Annotated in this window: 16 protein-coding genes and 1 riboswitch; of the genes, 12 read left to right on the top strand and 4 right to left on the bottom strand. The window is 72.7% G+C overall.

The genetic code is table 11. The features are described from left to right. Positions 1–155 precede the first annotated feature (155 nt). Complete coding sequence (locus tag ACFZDI_RS20060) at positions 156–806, top strand: TetR family transcriptional regulator (RefSeq protein ID WP_234848013.1); 651 nt, start codon at positions 156–158, stop codon at positions 804–806. 279 nt (positions 807–1,085) lie between these two features. Here ACFZDI_RS20060 and ACFZDI_RS20055 read toward each other — a convergent pair whose 3' ends face one another. Both ACFZDI_RS20055 and ACFZDI_RS20050 read right to left on the bottom strand, forming a co-directional pair. After that, positions 1,086–1,319, bottom strand: a complete 234-nt coding sequence (locus ACFZDI_RS20055) for a ferredoxin (RefSeq protein WP_391252106.1) — start codon at positions 1,317–1,319, stop codon at positions 1,086–1,088. A 2-nt stretch (positions 1,320–1,321) separates the two neighbouring features. Next, positions 1,322–2,773, bottom strand: coding sequence for an aldehyde dehydrogenase family protein (locus tag ACFZDI_RS20050; protein ID WP_391252105.1), 1,452 nt, complete (start codon positions 2,771–2,773; stop codon positions 1,322–1,324). A 157-nt stretch (positions 2,774–2,930) separates the two neighbouring features. On the opposite strand from ACFZDI_RS20050, the gene ACFZDI_RS20045 reads away from it, so the two are divergent. The 3 genes from ACFZDI_RS20045 to ACFZDI_RS20035 all read left to right on the top strand — a co-directional run bounded on the left by ACFZDI_RS20045 (position 2,931) and on the right by ACFZDI_RS20035 (position 5,997). After that, positions 2,931–3,995 (top strand): MBL fold metallo-hydrolase, encoded by a 1,065-nt coding sequence (locus tag ACFZDI_RS20045; protein WP_391252103.1) that lies wholly within the window; start codon positions 2,931–2,933, stop codon positions 3,993–3,995. Positions 3,996–4,241: 246 nt separating this feature from the next. After that, entirely contained in the window at positions 4,242–4,934 is a 693-nt protein-coding gene (locus ACFZDI_RS20040) for a hypothetical protein (RefSeq protein ID WP_391252101.1), read from the top strand. A gap of 157 nt (positions 4,935–5,091) precedes the next feature. After that, positions 5,092–5,997, top strand: coding sequence for a helix-turn-helix transcriptional regulator (locus ACFZDI_RS20035; protein WP_234848018.1), 906 nt, complete (start codon positions 5,092–5,094; stop codon positions 5,995–5,997). A 4-nt stretch (positions 5,998–6,001) separates the two neighbouring features. Here the strand turns inward: ACFZDI_RS20035 and ACFZDI_RS20030 are convergent, their stop codons facing one another. After that, entirely contained in the window at positions 6,002–6,817 is an 816-nt protein-coding gene (locus tag ACFZDI_RS20030) for an SAM-dependent methyltransferase (RefSeq protein WP_391252098.1), read from the bottom strand. A 261-nt stretch (positions 6,818–7,078) separates the two neighbouring features. Next, positions 7,079–7,215: riboswitch (cobalamin riboswitch) on the top strand. 110 nt (positions 7,216–7,325) lie between these two features. Between ACFZDI_RS20030 and ACFZDI_RS20025 the strand changes: the two genes are divergently transcribed. The 8 genes from ACFZDI_RS20025 (at position 7,326) to ACFZDI_RS19990 (ending at position 16,583) form a co-directional block, all read left to right on the top strand. After that, on the top strand, positions 7,326–8,546 hold the full coding sequence (locus ACFZDI_RS20025) for a prenyltransferase/squalene oxidase repeat-containing protein (protein WP_391252096.1): 1,221 nt from the start codon (positions 7,326–7,328) through the stop codon (positions 8,544–8,546). Then, positions 8,543–9,181, top strand: coding sequence for an SCO2322 family protein (locus ACFZDI_RS20020; RefSeq protein WP_391252094.1), 639 nt, complete (start codon positions 8,543–8,545; stop codon positions 9,179–9,181). Before ACFZDI_RS20025 ends, ACFZDI_RS20020 begins: the two co-directional genes overlap by 4 nt. Before the next feature lie 436 nt (positions 9,182–9,617). Continuing rightward, positions 9,618–10,724, top strand: coding sequence for a CbiQ family ECF transporter T component (locus ACFZDI_RS20015; protein WP_391252282.1), 1,107 nt, complete (start codon positions 9,618–9,620; stop codon positions 10,722–10,724). Next, complete coding sequence (locus tag ACFZDI_RS20010; protein WP_234845306.1) at positions 10,721–12,376, top strand: ABC transporter ATP-binding protein; 1,656 nt, start codon at positions 10,721–10,723, stop codon at positions 12,374–12,376. Before ACFZDI_RS20015 ends, ACFZDI_RS20010 begins: the two co-directional genes overlap by 4 nt. Continuing rightward, positions 12,376–13,212, top strand: a complete 837-nt coding sequence (locus ACFZDI_RS20005) for an ECF transporter S component (RefSeq protein WP_391252092.1) — start codon at positions 12,376–12,378, stop codon at positions 13,210–13,212. The genes ACFZDI_RS20010 and ACFZDI_RS20005 overlap by 1 nt, the downstream gene beginning before the upstream one ends. 340 nt (positions 13,213–13,552) lie before the next feature. Beyond that, positions 13,553–14,761 (top strand): argininosuccinate synthase-related protein, encoded by a 1,209-nt coding sequence (locus ACFZDI_RS20000; RefSeq protein WP_234845304.1) that lies wholly within the window; start codon positions 13,553–13,555, stop codon positions 14,759–14,761. A gap of 74 nt (positions 14,762–14,835) precedes the next feature. Then, positions 14,836–15,567: a 2OG-Fe dioxygenase family protein gene (locus tag ACFZDI_RS19995; RefSeq protein ID WP_391252089.1), complete on the top strand. Its 732-nt coding sequence runs from the start codon at positions 14,836–14,838 to the stop codon at positions 15,565–15,567. A 47-nt stretch (positions 15,568–15,614) separates the two neighbouring features. Then, complete coding sequence (locus ACFZDI_RS19990; RefSeq protein ID WP_391252087.1) at positions 15,615–16,583, top strand: EamA family transporter; 969 nt, start codon at positions 15,615–15,617, stop codon at positions 16,581–16,583. Here ACFZDI_RS19990 and ACFZDI_RS19985 read toward each other — a convergent pair. Then, positions 16,518–17,504: a LuxR C-terminal-related transcriptional regulator gene (locus ACFZDI_RS19985; protein WP_391252085.1), complete on the bottom strand. Its 987-nt coding sequence runs from the start codon at positions 17,502–17,504 to the stop codon at positions 16,518–16,520. The two genes, ACFZDI_RS19990 and ACFZDI_RS19985, sit on opposite strands and share 66 nt — an antisense overlap. Between the last annotated feature and the right edge of the window lie 188 nt (positions 17,505–17,692).

Here is a 17,692-nt window from a genome sequence, read left to right as displayed (position 1 = left end):
GAACAAGTTTCAGACTTGATCGTTCGGAGGCTCTGAATCTACCGGCAGGTAAGGGCGCTGTGAGCAGTGGATCAGGTGATTCACGCCACGACCGGCGCCGTGCCATGCTGTGCGATCACTCGTCCTCACGGACGGTCACGGAACGGGACCGACACATGCCCGCGGAAGCCAAGGTGAGCGCCAAGGTGAACAAGCCGGCCAAGGTGGAAGCCAGAGCGGCAGCCCCCGCCTCCCCGCCCCTCACAGAGCGACAGGAGGCCCGCCGCCGCCGCATCCTGCACGCGAGTGCGCAGTTGGCCAGCCGGGGCGGTTTCGACGCCGTGCAGATGCGCGAGGTCGCGGAGTCCTCCCAGGTGGCGCTCGGCACGCTGTACCGCTACTTCCCGTCCAAGATCCACCTGCTGGTCGCCACGATGCAGGACCAGTTGGAGCACATGCACGGCACGCTGCGGAAGAAGCCGCCGCAGGGCGAGACGGCGGCCGAGCGGGTCGCCGAGACGCTGATGCGGGCCTTCCGGGCCTTGCAGCGCGAGCCGCATCTGGCGGACGCGATGGTCCGCGCACTGACGTTCGCCGACCGCAGCGTGAGCCCGGAGGTCGACCAGGTCTCCCGCCAGACGACGGCGATCATCCTGGACGCGATGGGCCAGGAGAACCCGACGCCCGAGCAGCTCTCGGCGGTCCGGGTCATCGAGCACACCTGGCACTCGGCGCTGATCACCTGGCTGTCGGGCCGGGCCTCGATCGCGCAGGTGAAGATCGACATCGAGACGGTGTGCCGCCTGATCGACCTGACCGCCCCGTAGCCCGCCGCGGACGCCGAGGACCTACGAGACGGGTTCCCTTCGCCGGCATGGTCCGGATCAGGTGATGGGGGTCGCCTTCGGGTCGCCGGGCCTCGCGGCCCTGCGTCCTTCCGGCCTCTCAGCCCTACCGTCGCAGTCGGCACCAGCGGAAGCCTCAACTGCACTTCCTGCCGACGTCGGCTACTCCGGTCGGACTCCCTCACTCGCCTCGTAGGCCGACTTCCAGCATAGAAACGCCCAAAGCGGAATGAAACCCCTCTCATCATGATTCTTCGGGCCCTACTCCCCCGGCGGGAACACCGCCTCCCCGCTGTCCCTCAGCGTGATCACGATCGCCTCCGCCGGGCAGCACTCGGCCGCCTCCAGCACCCGCTCGCTGGCGTCCATGTCCGGGGCCGCCGGACGGGACTGGCGGGCGGAGTCCAGGCGGAAGCCGTCCGGCGCGTGGTGGAGGCACTGCGCGGAGCCGATGCACAGGGAGCGGTCGACCTCGACGTGCCAGCGGTCGCCCATCGCTAGGCCTGCGCCGGGAGGTGGATCATCTTGTGCTCCAGGTACTCGCCGTACCCCTCGGGGCCGAACTCCCGCCCCAGGCCGGAGTTCTTGTAGCCGCCGAAGGGCCCCAGCATGTCCAGGCTGAAGGTGTTGACGGAGTACGTGCCGGTACGGACCTGCCGTGCGATGTCGATGCCGTGCTCGACGTCCGCCGTCCAGACGCTGCCGCTCAGCCCGTAGTCGGAGTCGTTGGCGATCTTCACGGCGTCGGACTCGTCGTCGTAGGGCAGCAGGCAGATCACCGGGCCGAAGATCTCCTCGCGGGCGATGCGCATGGAGTTGTCGACGTCGCCGAAGAGGGTCGGTTCGACGTACCAGCCCCGGTCCAGCCCGGCCGGACGTCCGCCGCCGGTGAGGATCTTGGCGCCCTCCTCCTGGCCGATGCGGATGTAGTCGAGGTTGCGCTGCTGCTGGCGCCGGGCCACCAGCGGGCCCACCTGGGTGGCCGGGTCGAGCGGGTCGCCGACCGTCAGGGCGCCGGCCGCGGCGGCGAGGGCGTCGGCGAACTCGTCGTAGCGGGAGCGCGGCAGGAGGATGCGGGTCTGGGCGACGCAGGCCTGTCCGTTGTTCATCCAGGCCGCGGGGGCGATGCCCGCCACGGCCGTCTCGAGGTCGGCGTCGGGCAGGACGACCGCCGCGGACTTGCCGCCCAGTTCGAGCGTCACGCGGGTGAGGTTGCGGGCGGCCACCTCCATCACGCGCTTGCCGGCCGCGACCGACCCGGTGAAGGACACCTTGTCGATGCCGGGGTGCCCGACCAGGTACTCGCTGACCTCCCGGTCGGCGGGCAGGATCGACAGCACGCCCTCCGGCAGCCCGGCCTCGCGGGCGATCTCGCCGAGCAGGTACGCGTCGAGCGGCGACTCGGGCGAGGGCTTGAGGACGACCGTGCAGCCGGTGAGCAGGGCCGGGGCGAGCTTGGCGGCGGCGACGAACTGCGGGACGTTCCAGGGGACCACGGCGGCCACGACCCCGACGGGCTCGCGGCGTACGAGGATCCTGCCCAGGACGCCGTCCCGCGGCTCCTCGTGGGTGAAGTTCCGGGCGACGGTGATCGCCGAGTCCCAGACCATGACCGCGCCGAGGGCCTGGGCGAGGACGCTCCAGGAGTACGGCGAGCCGTTCTGGGCGGAGATCACGCGGGCGATCTCGTCGTGCCTCGTGGCGATGGCGTCCTTGATCCGCCCGACGACCTCGATCCGTTCGTCGAGGGTCATGCGCGGCCAGGGCCCCTCGTCGAAGGCCCGCCGCGCCGCCGCCACGGCCCGGTCCACATCCGCCGTGGAGGCGTGCGGGACGCGTCCGATGACCTCCTCGGTGTGCGGCGAGACCACCTCGATGACGTCCCGGCCCAGGGGGTCGGTCAACTCCCCGCCGATGAACAGCTGTCCGTGTTCCACGAGTTCGGTCATGGCCGACTGCCTCCCCGGGAGCATTCTCTGACGGCTCATCAGATATGCCCACTGATACCAGCCCCGCCCCGAGGAGTCCACGGACCGCGCACCACGGGAGACTCCTCGCTGGAACCCGTTCTAGTTATAGTGACGGGAGCCGGCGACAGGGGAGCCCATGACACAGGTGACCGACCACGGCGGAGGCGTCCGGTCGCTCCGGGTCCCGATCCCGGACAACCCGCTCGGCCACACCCTGGTGTACGTCGTCGAAACCGACCGGGGTCCGGTGCTGATCGACACCGGCTGGGACGACCCGGAGTCCTGGGACACCCTCACGCAGGGCCTCACCGCCTGCGGCACCTCGGTCGCCGGGATCCACGGCGTGGTCATCACCCACCACCACCCCGACCACCACGGCCTGTCCGGCCGGGTCCGGGAGGCGTCGGGCGCCTGGATCGCGATGCACGCGGCGGACATCGCGGTCGTACGACGCACCCGCGAGGCCCGTCCTGAGCGCTGGTACGCATACATGGCGGACAAGCTCGCCGCGGCCGGTGCGCCCGAGGAGCACATCGCGCCGCTGCGCCGGGCCCGGCCCCGCGCCCTTCCCGGCTTCTCCCCGGCCCTGCCCGACCGCGACATCGTCCCGGGCGAGCTCCTGGAGCTGCCCGGCCGCCGGCTGCGCGCGATCTGGACCCCCGGGCACACGCCGGGCCACGTCTGCCTCCACCTGGAGGAGACCCACCCGACGCAACTCCCGGGGCACGGCCGCCTGTTCAGCGGCGACCACCTCCTGCCCGGCATCACCCCGCACATCGGCCTCTACGAGGACCCGGACGACGACGGGGGTACCCCCTGTGCGAGCGAAACCGAGAGCTTGGGGGAGGTCACCGACCCCCTCGGCGACTACCTGGACTCCCTGGAACGCGTCGGCCGCCTGGCCCCGGCCGAGGTGCTCCCGGCCCACCAGCACCCGTTCTCCGACACCGCCGCCCGCGTCGGCGCGCTGCTCACCCACCACGAGTCCCGCCTGAACGACCTGCTGGCCCTGCTCGCCGAGCCCCTCACCCCCTGGCAGCTCGCCGAACGCATGGAGTGGAACCGCCCCTGGGGCCAGATCCCCTACGGCTCCCGGAACATCGCCGTCTCCGAGGCCGAGGCGCATCTGCGGCGCCTGGTGAAGCTGGGGCGCGCTGAGGCGGTCCCGGGGAGCGAGCCGGTGACGTACGTGGCGGTCTGACGTACATGGCGGCCTGACGTACGTGGTGATCTGACGTACGTGGTGATCCGAGTACGGAGCGCGGAGAGGCGTGCAGGTCGTGACAGGCAGGTGCGCGCGCAGCGGTGCACGCCCCTGAAGCACCAAAACGCGCCCTTCGCACGCCCCTGACCATCGGCCAACTGTCCGGATAGCGTGCCCGGCGGGGTGCGGTCACCAGCACGCGATCACCGGAAAGTGCATGGGGGGCTTGTCGTGGGGGGAAGCATGTCCGCGGAGATATTCGTCTCCGCGTTCCATCGGCTCGGCTGGGACACATCGATGGCGCAGCGGGGAGCCGCGGGGTATTCATCGGTGCGGAGTTGGCGCAATTCGCAGACCGGGCAGGTGGCCGCGGCGGGTGCGGCCGCGATGGCGGTGCCGGGGGCGCACGCGGTGGCCATGGTCGGAGATGTGGCGTTCCTGCTGCACAAGATGTCCGTCTGCGCGTGGGGCATCGGCTTCAAGATGGGCGCCACGGTGGACGGCGAGGACGATCTCGCCGTCATCCTCGCCCTCTGGGCCGACGCCCTGGAGCCGGACGCGTTGAGCGTGACCTCGGCGGGGGCCGCGGCATCGGCGGGCTTCATCGCGTTCAACGTCGCGTATCCGACGTACGGAACCGCCGTGATGGCCAAGGCACTCGCCCTGGGCGCGGGCAGCGGTGTGTCCGTGGTCGGGGGGAAGATCGTCGGGAAGAAGGGTGCCAAGGCCGCCGCGAAACTCAGCAAGCCGTTCATCAACAAGATCGCGCAGAAAGCGGCGATAAAATTCTCCGCGGTTCTGGGATCGAAAGCGGTGACGGGCTTCGTTCCGGTCCTGGGCGCCCTCGCCGGGGCGGGGATCAACGCTTTCTTCGTCTCCAAATTCGCCGACGCGGCCGAGAGCTATTACCGACACAAGCTGGCCGCCGGGGGCTGAGAACCGGCCACCGCGCCCGCGCCCCGGCGCTCCACCCGCCCGGGCGTGCACGCGCCTTCGGCATACTCCGGATGGCGTCGGGGCATCGCCCCTAGGATGACGTGCCGCGACGCTTCAGCGCGTGCGGAGTTGCGTTCCACCGCGAGGAGACATGCCCATGGGCACCGAAGAGGCCGCCACTACCTCGCCCTTCAGCGGAGTCATGGACGAGAGATCGGCCGGGCCCATGGTGCCGCGGCTGGCCCTGGGCGCGCGACTGCGCGGGCTGCGGGAGGAGCGGGGCATCGGCCGGGCGGAGGCGGGGTACGTCATCCGCGCCTCCCCTTCCAAGATCAGCCGCATGGAGGCGGGCCGCCACGGCTTCAAACTGCGCGACGTGGCCGACCTGCTGACGCTCTACGGCGTCACCGACGAGGCCGAGCGCGCCACCCTGCTGGCGCTGGCCGAGCAGGCCAACACCCCCGCCTGGTGGCGGTCGTACAGCGATGTCGTGCCCGCCTGGATGCAGACCTACCTCGGGGCCGAACAGGCGGCGAGCCTCATCCGTTCCTTCCGCGTCCAGCGCGTCCCCGGCCTGTTGCAGACCGCCGACTACGCGCGGGCCGCCGTGCGGCTCGCGCACCCGGACGCCGGGGCGGCGGAGACCGACCGCCGGGTGGAGCTGCGCATGGCCCGCCGGCGGATCCTGCACCGGCAGCCGGCGACCCGGCTGTGGGCCGTGATCGACGAGGCGGCGCTGCGGCGCCCGGTGGGCGGCAGCCGCGTGATGCGGGAGCAGCTCAGGCATCTCATCGAGAGCTGCGCGCTGCCGCACGTCACGGTGCAGATCCTGCCGTTCGCCGTCGGCGCCCACGCCGCGGAGGGCGGTCCGGTGACCATCCTGCGGCTGCCCGGCGGGCAGTTGCCGGACGTGGTCTACCTGGAGCAGCTCACCGGTGCCCTCTATCCCGACCGGCCGGCCGAGATCGAGTGCTACTGGGACGCGATGAACCGGCTGGTGGTCGAAGCCGAGTCGCCCGACGAGACTCCGACCATCCTGCACCGCATCCTTCAGGAGACGTGAGGGCTCAGTTCTTGCGGGCGACGCCGCCGTACTGGTGCACCTCGGCCGGCAGGCCCAGGGCCGCCGCGTCGGGACGCCAGCGCGAGCAGGACGCCACGCCCGGTTCGAGCAGTTCGAGACCGTCGAAGTAGCGCGTGATCTGCTCGGGGCTGCGCAGAATGTAGGGAATCGACCCGCCGTCGTTGTACGTCTGGATGGCCCGGACGTAGTCCTCGCTGGTGTCGGTGGAGTCGTACTGCACGAGGTAGCTGCCCGGTGGCAGGGCGTCCACCAGCCGGCGCACGATCGAGCGGGCCTCGTCGTGGTCCTCGATGTGGCCCAGGATGCCCATCAGCATGAGGGCGACGGGCTGGTCGAAGTCGAGTGTCTTCCCGGCCTCCCGGACGATGGTGTCCGGATCGCGCAGGTCGGCGTCCACGTAGTTGGTGACGCCCTCCGCCGTACTGGTGAGCAGGGCGCGGGCGTGGGCCAGCACCAGGGGGTCGTTGTCGACGTAGACGATCCGGCTCTCCGGGGCCACCCGCTGGGCGATCTGGTGGGTGTTGTCCACGTTGGGCAGGCCGGTGCCGATGTCCAGGAACTGGCGGATGCCCTCTTCGGCGGCCAGGTGGCGGACGGCGCGGGCGAGGAAGTAGCGGGCCGCGCGGGCCCCGGTCTCGATGCCGGGGAAGACCTCACGGAACGCGTCACCGGCCACCCGGTCGACTTCGTAGTTGTCCTTGCCGCCCAGCCAGTAGTTCCAGATGCGGGCCGAGTGCGGCACCGAGGTGTCGATCTTGGGGAACGGCTCCTGCTCGGAGTTCTCCACGTGGTCGGTCATGGACGCTCCTGCGTATGTGGTCGAGGAAGCCCCACGTTATCCGCTCCGGCCTCCGGAGAGGATCAACTCCATTGCAGCGCACACGAGTTCCCCGTCATCTCTCACCACACTCTGGCCTCGGCGCCCGCACCCACGGCGCGGCACCCACGCCTCGCCGATCTCGTACACGTCGGCACGGCGCCCCAGCCCGGCGCTTTCCCGGCGGCGTGGGCGGCGTTTGGCGACGCCGGGCGCCCGCCCGGGACCCCCTCGGGCCGATTCCTACGTGCGGGTACAGTAAGCGGGTCGTCATCACACCGTACGGGGGGAAGCCGGTGCAATTCCGGCGCTGGCCCCGCAACCGTGTACCGCCCACCAGGGCGGTGAGCCGGATCGCCGCGTACGGGTCGTGACCGGCTCACGTGCCCGGCAGCGTGCCGGTGCACGGCACCGTCGAGGTACACGGAGCCGAGCCGCCGGGGTGTCCCGTGCTGTCCGGCTCCCCCACAGGGAGAGGCACCCGCCGATCATGAACGTTCGCCGCAGCGCCGCGGTCCTGGCCGCCGTCGCCGTGATCGGCGCCGCCACCCCGGCCGTCGCCGACCCGTCCCCGTCGTCCTCCCAGGCGTTCCCCTCCGCCCTGTACGGCTCGACCGACCCGAAGTACGACGGGGTGTGGCGGCAGTCGCTCGCGCTGCTCGCGCAGGACACGGTGGGTGTGAAGCCCGCCGCGAAGGCCGTGCGGTGGCTGGAGCGCCAGCAGTGCGCGGACGGCTCCTTCGCCTCGTACCGGCCCGACCCCACCGCCGCGTGCGACGCCAAGACCATGCGGGACACCAACGCCACCTCCGCCGCCGTACAGGCCCTGGCCGCGCTCGGCGGGCACGACGACGTCACCGGCAAGGCCGTCGACTGGCTGAAGTCCGTGCAGAACGAGGACGGCGGCTGGGGTTACTCGCCCGGCGGGGCCAGCGACACCAACTCGACGTCGGTCGTGACGGGCGCGCTCGCCGCCACCGGCGAGAAGCCGGACCGGGTCGAGAAGGACGGCAAGTCCCCCTACGACGCCCTGCTGAAGCTCGCCCTGCCCTGCGGCGGGGACGGCGACGGTGCCTTCGCCTTCCAGCCGGACAAGAAGGGCAAGCTCGCCGCCAACGCGGACGCCACCGCCGCCGGTGTGCTCGGCGCCCTGGGCAAGGGCATGGTCGTCGAGCCCGGCACAAAGGCCTCCGGACCGTCCAGTGCCGCCTGCGCGAAGGCCTCGACGCCGGAGCAGGCGGCGGCCAACGGAGCCGCCTGGCTGACCGCCGCCCTGGCCGAGGACGACGGGCACCTGATGTCCGCCCTGGCCGGTGCCGAGCCCCAGCCCGACTACGGCAACACCGCCGACGCGGTCGTCGCGCTCGCCGCAAAGGGCGACACCGCGCAGGCGGAGACGTCCGTGCGGTGGCTGGCGAAGAACGCCGCGACCTGGGCCGCGCAGAGCGGTCCGGCCGCCTACGCCCAGCTGATCCTCGCCGCCCACGCGACGGGCACGAACCCGCGTGACTTCGGCGGCGCGGACCTCGTCAAGCAGCTGAACGCGACGGGCCCGGCCCCGCAGGCCACCGGGAGGACCGAGGCCTCGGCCGCGAAGGAGGACTCCGGCTCGGACTTCTTCGGGGTCTGGTGGTACGTCGGTGTCTGCCTGGTCGCCGGCATCGGCATCGGCTTCCTGTTCACCGGCCGCAAGAAGCAGCAGCACCTGTGATCCGCCGCGCCCTTCTCCTGCTCCTGGTCCCGCTCCTGCTGTGCGCGGGCACGGGCCGGGCCGAGGCCGCCGGGTACCGGTACTGGTCGTTCTGGGAGCGCGACGGCGGCCAGTGGGTCTACGCCACCCAGGGCCCGTCCCTGGCCCGCCCCTCGGACGGCGACGTCCAGGGGTTCCGCTTCGCCGTGAGCGAGGACTCCGCGGACGCGGCACAGCCGCGCGGCAAGGCCGGATTCGCGACGATCTGTGCGAAGACGCCCGCGCGGGAGGGCAGCAAGCGGGTGGCCCTGGTCCTCGACTTCGGCACGCCCTCGGACGCACCCGGTGGCGAGACCCCGCCCGCCGCCCGCACCGCCTGCGCCCGGGTCTCCCCCGACGCGACGACGGCCGACGCTCTGGCAGCGGTGGCGGGGCCCCTGCGCTACGACACGAACGCCCTGCTGTGCGCGATCTCCGGCTACCCGGAGAAGGGCTGCGGCGAACAGGTCGCGCAGAGCGGTGAGGAGAAGCGGAAGCCGGCAGCGGAGCAGGACACCGCGTCGGACGAGGGCCCGTCCCTGGGCCTGGTCGCGGGCATCGGCGTGGTGGCGATCCTGGGCGGCGCGGCGATCTGGCAGGTACGCCGACGTGGGTGACCGCCCCACCCGGCCCGCGGGCAGTCCGGGCGCTGAGGAGTACGAGGGCGCGGGTGACCGCCCCACCCCGCCCGCGGGCAGGCGCGCCGCAGAGGAGCACGAGGGCGCGGGTGACCACCTCACCCCGCCCGCGGGCAGGCGCGCCGCAGAGGAGCACGAGGGCGCGGGTGACCACCTCACCCCGCCCGCGGGCAGCCGCGCCGCAGAGGAGCACGAGGGCGCGGGTGACCACCCCACCCCGCCCGCGGGCAGCCGCGCCGCAGAGGAGCACGACGGCGCGGGTGACCGCCCCGCTCCGCCTGGGAGCAGCCGCGCCGCAGCGGAGTACGCCCCCGTGGGTGACCACCCCACCCCGCCCGCGGGCAGCCGTGCCGCTGAGGAGTGCGAGGGCGTGGGTATCCGTCCCTCCCGGCCTGCGGGCAGTCGTGCCGCCGGGGTGTTGGGGGGCGACCCCCCGCCCCCGCCGGGGCGCCGACGCCGGGCGCAACTGCACCCCGGTGCCTGGTGGCTGTGGGCGCTCGGTCTCGGGACCGCGGCCACCCGCACCACCAACCCCCTCCTCCTCGGTCTCCTCATCGCGGTCTCCGCGTACGTCGTGGCGACCCGCCGCCCCGACACCCCCTGGTCCCGCTCCTACGGCGCCTTCGTCAAACTCGCCCTCGCCGTGATCGGCGTCCGCCTCCTCTTCGCGACCGTGCTCGGCTCCCCCATCCCCGGCACGCACACCCTCCTCACCCTCCCCGAGCTCCCCCTCCCGGCCTGGGCCCAGGGCATCCGCCTCGGCGGCGAGGTGACCGCGGAGGCCCTCACCTTCGCCCTCTACGACGGTCTGAGACTGGCCGCCCTCCTCATCTGCGTCGGCGCCGCGAACGCCCTCGCCAACCCCTCCCGCCTCCTGAAGTCCCTCCCGGGCGCCCTGTACGAGCTGGGCGTCGCGGTCGTCGTCGCCCTCACCTTCGCGCCGAACCTCGTCGCCGACGTCCGGCGCCTGCGCGCCGCCCGCCGCCTGCGCGGCCGTCCGGACCGGGGCGTCAGGGGCCTGCTGCAGGTGGGACTGCCGGTCCTGGAGGGCGCGCTGGAGCGCTCCGTCTCCCTGGCCGCCGCGATGGACGCCCGCGGCTACGGCCGTACCGCCCGGGTCCCGCCCGCCGTACGCCGTACCACCTCCGCCCTCACCCTCGGCGGTCTGCTGGGCGTCTGCGCGGGAACGTACGGCCTGCTCACGGCCGAGGGCGCCGCGTACGGCCTGCCGGTGCTCCTCGCGGGTCTCACCGCCGCCCTCGCGGGCCTCAAGCTCGGCGGCCGCCGGTCCCTGCGCACCCGTTACCGCCCGGACCGCTGGGACGTGCGCGCCTGGCTGGTCGCCGCCTCGGGCGTCGCGGTCGCGGCCCTGCTGGCCCTCGCCGCGGCCCGCGACCCCGCGGCCCTGCACCCGGGTGTGGTCCCCCTGGTCGCCCCCGCCCTCCCCCTCTGGCCGACCGCGGCCGTACTCCTCGGCCTGCTGCCCTCGTTCGTCGCCCCCGACCCCCAGGAGCCGTCGTGATCCGCTTCGAGGATGTCTCCGTGACCTACGACGGGTCGGACGAACCCACCGTCCAGGGCGTCGACTTCGAGGTGCCGGAAGGCGAACTCGTCCTGCTGGCGGGCCCGTCCGGCGTGGGCAAGTCCACCGTCCTGGGTGCGGTCGGCGGGCTCGTCCCGCACTTCACCGGCGGCACCCTGCGCGGCCGGGTCACGGTCGCCGGCCGCGACACCCGCACCCACAAGCCGCGCGAGCTGGCCGACGTGGTGGGCACGGTGGGGCAGGACCCGCTGTCGCACTTCGTCACCGACACCGTCGAGGACGAACTCGCCTACGGCATGGAGTCGCTGGGCCTCGCCCCGGACGTGATGCGCCGCCGCGTCGAGGAGACGCTCGACCTGCTCGGCCTCGCCGGCCTGCGGGACCGCCCGATCGCCACCCTCTCCGGTGGCCAGCAGCAGCGCGTCGCGATCGGCTCGGTCCTCACCCCGCACCCGAGCGTCCTCGTCCTGGACGAGCCGACCTCCGCGCTCGACCCGGCGGCCGCCGAGGAGGTCCTGGCCGTCCTCCAGCGGCTCGTCCACGACCTCGGCACGACGGTCCTCATGGCCGAGCACCGGCTGGAACGCGTCATCCAGTACGCCGACCAGGTCGTCCTCCTGCCCGCCCCGGGCGCCGCCCCGGTCCTGGGCCCCCCGGCCGAGGTGATGGCCGTGTCGCCGGTGTACCCCCCGGTGGTCGCCCTGGGCCGCCTGGCGGCCTGGACCCCCCTCCCCCTGACGGTCCGCGACGCCCGCCGCAAGGCAGGAGATCTCAAGCGCGAGCTGCACAACGCCGCCCCCGAGGGGCGCGGGGAACTGCGCGACAAGCCACCGACATCCCGCACCCGCAAGCGATCGACACCTCCCACCCCCCTGGGCGAGGTACGAGCCCTCTCGGTCACCCGCGGCCGCGTCCAGGCCCTCAGCCACATCGACCTCACCCTCACCCCCGGCGAGACCATCGCCCTCATGGGCCGCAACGGCGCCGGAAAGTCCACCCTCCTCAACGCCCTGGTCGGCCTCGTCGAGCCCAGCTCCGGAACCGTCCGCCTGGGCGAGGCCACGCCCCACCGCACCGCCCCGAAGGACCTCGTCCGCAAGGTCGGCCTGGTCCCGCAGGAGCCTCGCGATCTGCTCTACGCCGACACCGTCGCCGCCGAGTGCGCGGCGGCCGACCGGGACGCGGGCGCGGCCCCCGGCACCTGCCGGGCCCTGGTCTCGGAGCTGCTGCCCGACGTCACCGACGGCACCCACCCGCGCGACCTCTCGGAGGGGCAGCGGCTCGCGCTCGCCCTGGCCGTGGTGCTGACCGCCCGGCCGCCGCTGCTCCTTCTGGACGAGCCGACCCGGGGCCTGGACTACGCGGCGAAGGCCCGGCTGGTGACGGTCCTGCGGGCACTGGCCGCCGACGGGCACGCCATCGTCCTGGCCACGCACGACGTGGAGCTCGCGGCCGAGCTGGCGCACCGGGTGGTGCTGCTGGCGGAGGGCGAAGTGATCGCCGACGGGCCGACGGCCGACATCGTGGTGTCGTCGCCGTCGTTCGCCCCGCAGGTCACGAAGATCCTGGCGCCGCAGCGCTGGCTCACGGTCACCGAGGTCCGTGCGGCCCTGCACCCCGAGGCCGGCTGATGGGCGCCCCGACGACCCGCGTGCGGCAGGCCCGGGCCGTGCGCCTCGGCCCGCGCTCCGTCCTCGCCCTGGCCCTGGTCAGCGCGGTGGGCGTCGCCGGTTTCACGTGGCCCTTCCTCACCCCGCCGACCTCGCGGCTCAGCGCGCACGCCCAGGACGCGCCCTGGCTCTTCGCGGGCCTGCTGGTGCTGCTCGTAGCGGTGGCGGGCGCGGCCGTGGCGGAGGCCGGTCTCGGCCCGAAGGCGGTCGCGATGCTCGGTGTGCTGGCCGCCACGGGAGCGGCCCTGCGGCCGATCGGGGCCGGTACCGCCGGCATCGAGCCGATGTTCTTCCTGATGGTGCTGAGCGGCCGGGTGCTCGGCCCGGGTTTCGGCTTCGTCCTCGGCTCGGTGACGATGTTCGCGTCGGCGCTGCTCACGGGCGGGGTCGGGCCGTGGCTGCCGTTCCAGATGCTGGCGATGGGCTGGTTCGCGATGGGGGCCGGTCTGCTGCCGGGCCCCGACCGGCTGCGCGGCCGGGCCGAGCTCGTGATGCTCGCCGGTTACGGCTTCCTCGCCGCGTTCGCGTACGGCACGGTGATGAACATGGCGGGCTGGCCGTTCATGGGTGCTCTCGCCTCGAACGTGGCCTTCGACCCGCACGCGCCGGTCGCCACGAATCTGGCCCGTTTCGTCGCGTACTGCGTCGCCACTTCGCTCGGCTGGGACCTGGGCCGGGCGGTCGTCACGGTCGTGCTGACGCTCACCGTCGGGCCGGCGGTCCTCAGGGCGTTGCGCAGGGCCACGCGCCGGGCGGCCTTCGAGACGCCGGTCACGTTCGAGGCGTCCCGGCGGTGAGGCGCCCCACATGACCCGGGTCACGTACGAAGCGAGGTCGTGGAGAGCGCACCAGGTCACAGCCGGAACCCTCGTCCCGGATACGGCCACTTCTAGCAAGAGAGGGCTTTGCGGGCAGCCTCGGTAGCTGTTCCTCTGGACCCGAGGCGGCGGCCTCCGATCCCCTGGGCCGCCGCCTTTCCCGTGGGGCGATCTCGAGGGGCGCCTCGCCCGTGACCGGCATCGAGATCCGCGTCCGGGTCCGGTCATGGCCGGGCGCGGACTGCCGCGACGCATTGTCGGGCCGGGGGTCCGCACGGAAGTCTCCTTGCCTGTGACCAGTGCAGAGGTTGGAGAGTCCATGCGTTCCCCGCTCATTCGTTCCTTCTCGCAGCTCGATTCCCTGGACCCGGGCCTCCCCGTCGTGACGCTGTTCAGCGGCGGGCTCGACAGTTCGTATCTGCTGCTGCGGCTGCGGCGAATGGGCATCCGCGAGGTGCACGCCGTGAGCGTGGACATCGGCGAGGACGAGTCCAGTGGGTACAAACGCCAGGTCGCCGAGGCGCTCGGCGCGACGATCCACATCCTCCACCGGCGGGCCGAGTTCGCCGAGAAATACGTCGCTCCCGCGATCGCCGCCCAGGCCGTGTACCTCGGGATCCATCCCGTCAGCTCCACGCTGAGCCGTCCGCTGATCGCCCACAGCGCGGTCGAACTGGCCCGTGCGCTCGGCGCGCAGGCCGTGCTGCACACCGCCAACCGCTCCCAGAACACCCTGCGCCGCCTCAACGGGGCGCTGACGCTGCTCGGGTACGAGGGCGTGTTCGGCAGCCCCTACGACCTCGATCCCGTCACGCGCGACGACAAGCTGGCCGAACTGCGCGACGCCGGCATCGATCTGCTCGCCGGTCGGATCGTCAGCGGCGATTCCAACCTGTGGTGCCGCGAGTTCGAGTCGGGCATCCTCGACGACCCCGAGCTCCACGAGGTCCCCGAGGAGATGTACACCTGGAGCCGGCCGACCGCCCTCCCCGGTGACACCGACACCCTCACCGTCACCTTCGAGCAAGGACGGCCCGTCGCTCTCGACGGAGAGCCGCTGCCCCTGACCGGGCTGATCGACCGCCTCAACCGGAGGGTCGGCGCGTACGGACTCGGCCGCTACTCCGGCCTGGAGCACCTCGACGACGGCGAGAAGGTCCTCGAGATCCGGGAGATGCCCGCCGCCTGGCTCCTGCTCAGCGGCTACCGGCACATCGAGAGCGCCTGCCTGGACGCCGAACTCATCCGCGAGAAGCGGCATCTGGAGCAGGTCTGGACCCGCGAGGCCCTCGAAGGCCGCTGGTTCGGCGAACTGCGGCTCGCCACACAGGTGTTCATCGATGCCTGTGCCGCCCGCACCACCGGGTCCGTGACCTGGCGGCTGCGCAGCGGCGGTGCCGACACGCGCTCCATCACCGTCGGAGCGCCGCTGTATCTGCGCGACCGGGAGGCGTGGGAGGAGCGTTCGATCAGCGCGGAGTCGGCGCCGTTCGCCCCTGCGGCCGCCCCGGTCCTCGCCACCGTCTGACCCTCCGCTCCCGCTGCTCGCCCCTTCCCCTTCCTTCGCGGATCCCACCCGCGGTTTCACCTACGGAGTACGCCATGACCACTGCCGCCACCCGTCACCCCGCCGCCGACGCCGCCGTCAACGCCCTCGCCGGCCACGGCGGTCATCTGATGCCCTCGGCGCAGCTCTCCGCGCTCGCCGGTGTCGGCGCCACCGACTGGGCGCGGTTCGCCGCGCACTGGGACGAACTCACCCTCGACACGTACATGGCCGACGGGGGCACGTACCGGTACCGCCGCTACGGCCAGTTCGAGCTCGACCCGGCCGCGGGCGCCCTCACCCTGCTCCCGCACGCGCCGTACCGTCAGGAGTCGGACATCAATCCGCTCAACGGCGGCATCGAGCGCGTCTTCGACCCGCTGACGAAGTCCTTCACCGGTGACCCGCTGCTGCGGTCCGTCATCGTCGAACTCGGCCGGATCTTCACCGACGTCGACGGCACGGCGTCGTGGAACGTGAAACTGCACCCGTACCGCATCAGCGCGTCCGCCGACCAGCAGGGCCGGCCCGCACCGGAGGGCCGGCACCGGGACGGAGTCACCTTCATCACCTCGCTGCTCATCGGCCGCAGCAACGTCACCGGCGGTGAGAGCGCCGTCTACACCGACGCGGGCGAACACCTGATCACAGCTACCCTGTCCGAGCCCGGTGACCTCCTGCTGGGCGACGACCGCCGCACGCTGCACTCGGTGACCCCGGTGCACCCGGTGGACCCCGAACGCGCCGCCCACCGCGACGTCCTGGTGATCGCCTACACGGCGCGCTGAGCCCCCCTCTCCCGACTTCCACCGTCCGCTGCCCTAGGAGCCCCCCCATGACCGTCAAAGCGGCCCGCCGCGCCTGGCTGACCGATCTGCCCGTCCTGCTGGTGGCGGTGGTGTGGGGCTCCAGTTACCTCGCCGCCAAGGAGGTCACCACGGCGCAGACCGTACTCGCCGTGCTGGTCCTGCGGTTCGGTGTGGTGCTGCCGGTCCTGGTCGGCACCGGGTGGCGCAAGCTCAAGGCGCTGGACGGGGCGCAGCTGCGGGGGGCCGGTGTCCTCGGGCTGATCCTGTCCGGGATCTTCCTGTTGGAGACGTACGGCGTCGTGCACACCTCGGCGACCAACGCCGGGCTCATCATCAGCCTCACCATGATCTTCACGCCGCTCGCGGAGAGCCGGATCACGGGCAGGCGGCCCTCCGGGGCGTTCCTGGCAGCGGCGGGTCTTTCGGTGCTGGGTGTTCTGCTCCTCACGCAGGGCGCCGGGTTCACCGCGCCGTCCCTCGGTGATCTGCTGATGCTGGGCGCGGCCGTGGCCCGTACCGTGCACGTGCTGGCGATGTCGCGCATGCGGTCGGTGCAGGGCGCGGACTCGATGTCGATGACCACGGTTCAACTCGGCGGTGCGGTCGTGGTGTTCGCGGTGCTGTCCACGCTGCCCGGCACCGGCAGCACCACGTGGGCCGCCGCGGCGGAACTGGACGCCGGAGACTGGCTCTGGCTGCTCTACCTGTCGGTGTTCTGCACGCTGTTCGCGTTCTTCGTGCAGATGTGGGCCGTACGCCGTACGTCGCCGTCCCGGGTCAGCCTGTTGCTGGGCACCGAGCCGGTGTGGGCCGCCGTCGTGGGGGTCACCCTCGCGGGCGACCGGCCGGGCTGGCTGGGGCTGCTGGGCGCGCTCCTCGTGCTCGCGGGCACGGCGTGGGGCCGCAGCGCGGCCGCCCCGCGGCAGACGTCAGTCGTCGAGCCAGCCGAGCCGGACCGCGCAGACACCGGCCTGGAACCGGCTGGCCGTTCCTAGCCGTTCGGTCAGCTCGGAGACGAGGCGACGGACCGTGCGCTCGGAGACCCCGAGCTTGCGGGCCATCGCCTCGTCGGTGAGTCCGCCCCCGAGCATCCGCACCAGCTCACGGTGGCGGCCGGTCGGGCGCCAGTCGCCCTCGGGGCTGTCGGTCGCCGACTCGGTCAGCACGGCGGCGCTTTCCCAGCTGTGCTCGAAGATCCCCCGGAACACCCCGACCAGCGTCTCGCCGCGCAGCACGATGGCGGCGATCTCCCCGTCCGCGGTCCGGGACGCCGGCACGATCGCCAGCGAGCCGTCCACCACGATGAGCCGCATGGGCAGGGTGTGCGCAGTGCGGACCTGGGCGCCCGACCCGTTCAGCCGCCGCAGATACGCCGTCATGTGGGAGGCGGCGGCCGCCGAGCGCAGATGGATCGTCCGCATCCGCACGCCGCGGCCCAGCACGAGCCGGTCGCGTTCGAGCCCCGCCTTCACCATCTCCGCGGGCAGCGGGCGACCGGGGTGCAGGGACAGCACTTCCTCCTCCGCCCGCCGTGAGGCGTCCTCCAGCACCGCGGACACATTGGCCATACCATCCACCACCTCCATCTGAACGGAGGCCAACTCCCGGGCGTGCACAGGCTGGAAGTCCGCCAACACCTGGGCGAGCGCGGAGCGGGTCCGTCGGACGGCGCTCAGCAGGGCGTCCGTGTGCTGTTCCTCGTCGAGGAGCAGCTTGCGCAGTGCGGTGTCCGGGGCGAGGGCCGTCCAGCCGCTGTGGTGGCCCGACGACGGCACCAACAGGCCGAGTTCGCCGAGCAGCTGGAGAGCGCCGGCGAGCTCGCTCCCGCTCCAGCCGCGGTGTTCGGTGAGGGTCTGCGGGTTCCAGTCCGCGTTGTCGAGAGCGAAGCGGTAGAGCTCCTGGGCTCGGGCACGCACGTCCACCGGAATGGGTCCCCCTACTGAGTGACGAGCGCTGTCCCCCGTGAAGCGCTCCCTCGGGGATCTTAGGAAGGGTCCCCCGCAGCGGGAAACCCGTGGTCCGCCATTCGGACCGCCCTTCGGACCGCCGTACCGACGGCGGAACGGACAGCGATGGACTGCACCCTGCTCCGCCGGCCGTCCGC

The organism is Streptomyces sp. NPDC007907 (assembly GCF_042959365.1).
In the GTDB taxonomy this organism is placed as follows: domain Bacteria; phylum Actinomycetota; class Actinomycetes; order Streptomycetales; family Streptomycetaceae; genus Streptomyces; species Streptomyces indiaensis.
Note: the sequence above shows the minus strand (reverse complement) of the source record. Positions and strands in the feature narration are given on the sequence as shown.

Excerpts from the sequence above, each read along its gene's own strand:
- ACFZDI_RS20025 (WP_391252096.1), top strand. The coding sequence starts at position 7,326 with ATGAACGTTCGCCGCAGCGCCGCGGTCCTGGCCGCCGTCGCCGTGATC.
- ACFZDI_RS20030 (WP_391252098.1), bottom strand. The coding sequence starts at position 6,817 with ATGACCGACCACGTGGAGAACTCCGAGCAGGAGCCGTTCCCCAAGATC.
- ACFZDI_RS20045 (WP_391252103.1), top strand. The coding sequence starts at position 2,931 with ATGACACAGGTGACCGACCACGGCGGAGGCGTCCGGTCGCTCCGGGTC.
- ACFZDI_RS20055 (WP_391252106.1), bottom strand. The coding sequence starts at position 1,319 with ATGGGCGACCGCTGGCACGTCGAGGTCGACCGCTCCCTGTGCATCGGC.
- ACFZDI_RS20050 (WP_391252105.1), bottom strand. The coding sequence starts at position 2,773 with ATGACCGAACTCGTGGAACACGGACAGCTGTTCATCGGCGGGGAGTTG.
- ACFZDI_RS20035 (WP_234848018.1), top strand. The coding sequence starts at position 5,092 with ATGGGCACCGAAGAGGCCGCCACTACCTCGCCCTTCAGCGGAGTCATG.
- ACFZDI_RS20000 (WP_234845304.1), top strand. The coding sequence starts at position 13,553 with ATGCGTTCCCCGCTCATTCGTTCCTTCTCGCAGCTCGATTCCCTGGAC.
- ACFZDI_RS19990 (WP_391252087.1), top strand. The coding sequence starts at position 15,615 with ATGACCGTCAAAGCGGCCCGCCGCGCCTGGCTGACCGATCTGCCCGTC.
- ACFZDI_RS20040 (WP_391252101.1), top strand. The coding sequence starts at position 4,242 with ATGTCCGCGGAGATATTCGTCTCCGCGTTCCATCGGCTCGGCTGGGAC.
- ACFZDI_RS20005 (WP_391252092.1), top strand. The coding sequence starts at position 12,376 with ATGGGCGCCCCGACGACCCGCGTGCGGCAGGCCCGGGCCGTGCGCCTC.
- ACFZDI_RS19995 (WP_391252089.1), top strand. The coding sequence starts at position 14,836 with ATGACCACTGCCGCCACCCGTCACCCCGCCGCCGACGCCGCCGTCAAC.
- ACFZDI_RS20060 (WP_234848013.1), top strand. The coding sequence starts at position 156 with ATGCCCGCGGAAGCCAAGGTGAGCGCCAAGGTGAACAAGCCGGCCAAG.